We start from the raw sequence: 2,769 nt of genomic DNA, 5'->3' as shown, positions 1-2,769 counted from the left end.
GTAGGTCAGGTCGGCCTCTTTCTCTCGGCAATAGAAGAGGAAGAGGCCTGACCTGACGTATTATCTTTGAATCAAAGAAGCCGCTTTAAGCCGTTCCCAATCCTCCTGGCTCACACCAGCGGCTTCGATAGACGTCTGCCTTGTGATGCGGTTGGCTTCCCTCGGCTCCTGAAGTGCGATAGGCGTGAAGGTGCGCACCGGGTGCTCGATCTTACTTTGGTCCAGCGTCCACCTCTTTGCCAAGTAAATGCGTCCACCTTTGGTCTGGTCGAATACAAATCGCACGCCTTTGACCCTATCCAAAGTAAATGGCTTACCATCGATATCTGGCAATTTTCCCAGCATGTCCTGAACAGGCAGAGTCATTGTATCAAAGAGCAAAGGGATGTAATTACCGAAGACGTCTCGGGTACGGTTTACGATGTTTCGAAGAGGGGCAAACTGTCGAGCCTTGAACGGCGCGGATAGTTTGCCGTCGACATCGACAAGCTGGAGTGAAAAATTAAGATCGGGGCTTCCGCTACAGGTTTCCTGGGCAAGAACCGAGTCGCATATCTCGCGACGAGCGATAGGAATGTTGATGGCAGCAATGGTATTCAGATCCTTGCCCTCAGGCCAGAGATTTGCCTGGTACCAGGTTTGCTCACTTGGGCTGTTCCAACTGATTTCTGTCAGACGTCGCACAAGGCTCAACGAAAAAGGATCATACTCGTTATATTCAGCACCCACAGTGCCGTTGGATTCGAGTTCATCCATAATCAGGCCAGTATTGGAATCCAAAAACTCACGTTGGATATTGGCCGTGTCTGTCAAAACCTTCGGTAGACTGTAGCGAGGGTCCAGGAAACGATTCACTGTGGGGTCCTTTTTATCTCCGACGTTGGCGCGGAAGAAAGCAGTGACAAAAGCCTGGGCCAAATTCCTCTGTGTCGCGGATCCTTTGACTCCCTTTAATGCTGTGGCCTGTCGACTGATACCTTCGGGGCTTAAGGGAGCTTTATAATCCCAAAGTTCCTGCTGATCCCCTTCGCAGATCCTGGCATCGCTTGTCGGCCATTCTGTATTGAAATAATTGTGATTGGCACCTGCGAGCGTTACGATGGATAGCAGGGACGTGCTGGATTTTTGAGCCAGCATGCGACGATAGGGGTTGATGCCTTGGAACGATGATACATCTCCATCGCATGCCGGAATCATCACTCCCCAGGGAATAGCAGGTGCATCAAAGGATTTGCCAGAGCCTGCATCAATGGGCGCCAGTTCATATATAGCCTTCACCTGGAACTCGGCGGGCTCTTTGTAGGTATTGTAAAAGGCCCGCATGGTGTCGCCACCTCGCGAGTGACCCAGGAGACCAAGCTGCTGAAAGTCGAGGGCAGCCGCACGAACAAAGCCAACCTTCAGATAACTGACATGTTTTCTAAGGAGAGCCGCGCGAGCCAGAATGTAAGAACGATCAACCGTGCTCGCGGTATTATTGAAGCCTTGAACCCCGCGGTTGGGGTTGATGGATATGACAGCAAAACCATAGCTGGTAAGAGCCCTGGCCAGGTATTCATAACCCTTGTGGCTCGGCGCCTCTATCAAGCCTGTGGGACAGGCTCCTGTCAGTCTGAATTCAACGCTAAAGTCGACCCGCGGATCATTGGGGTCGGCAGGAAGTATCCCGCAGCTGCTATGATTGCCTGTAAATAACAGGATGACTGGAAACTTCTCATTGGGATTGGCTGACTTCGGCAGCCAAGCAATACCTCTGACATCAACTAGAGTTCCATCAGCTAAGACGCTCGTATCGGCAGCAGCCGGCAGCGCATACTCAACAGTATCGTAGCCCGCATAAGGGCCTGGTCTGAGAGGATCCACATCCCGATAGAGTTCGCTCCTGATTCGAATGGCTGCAAAGTCGAGGGTCGGACCTTCGGGGCTTATCGTGACATCGTCGGCGATTACCGGAGATGGGATGGTCGTCTCACGTTCCACGTCACGATAGTTTTTTTCATTCACTGCCCGGCCACAGCCGTGGACCAGCGTTGCCAGCATGAGCGAAGTAGCAACGAGCGACCGACGCTTACTTAGTTTCATAAAACCATCCTTACCCGATTGTTGATGACTGCGGCTTTGCATGGCATTTGTAGTGTGTGGAATACAAGTTTCGATCCAGGCCCTACGTCTCGTTTTTGATTGAGCAAAGGTTTGGGGATCTTACGCTGCGCAAGACTGCAGTTGCCGGCAGCGGTCTCTCAAGTCATGGAAACTAATGCCTTTCATCGGGTCAATCAAAATAGGGTGGTGCTTTCGTCCCCAGAAACTACCGAAAAAAGGCTGTATTCGTTGGCTAAGTTAATGGAAAGACTCAGATAAAGGGAGGCGAAACCGCGCTTTGCATGAGCGAACTTCAAGACATGGTTTGAAAGTTGTGTTTGAATATTTCTTCAAACCCAAATTCCTGTCATCAGTGCTTCAATAAACTCAGCAGATCTCGATTTTCATCTTGAGCATGGCAGCGATTTACCTGATCACCGTAGCATTGCTGAAAATCACGTTGAATACCTATAATTAAGTTCAGTTCAGAGTGGTTTTGTGTTCTCGGTTCGCTTCAAGATACTAAACGAGAATAAAAAAAATCTTGTCGACAGAGATAAACCAGACTAAGAATTGCTTGTACATAAATCCCATAACAGGAGTACCTAGGCTTAGAACTTCAATTACAGCGTGCTTTTTGTTCTTGTCCATGGGCTGGATCCTTTCACATAAGCTGTATGCAGAGAG

General features: G+C 49.8%; 1 protein-coding gene. It reads right to left on the bottom strand.

The features are described 5' to 3' along the window. Nucleotides 1-60 precede the first annotated feature (60 nt). A complete protein-coding gene (locus tag VE954_RS09910; RefSeq protein WP_324952196.1) occupies nucleotides 61-2,082 on the bottom strand; it encodes a hypothetical protein in 2,022 nt (673 codons plus the stop codon). Between the last annotated feature and the right edge of the window lie 687 nt (nucleotides 2,083-2,769).

Source organism: Oligoflexus sp., assembly GCF_035638955.1.
In the GTDB taxonomy this organism is placed as follows: Bacteria; Bdellovibrionota_B; Oligoflexia; order Oligoflexales; family Oligoflexaceae; genus Oligoflexus.
This window is presented reverse-complemented; position numbering and strand designations above follow the sequence as displayed.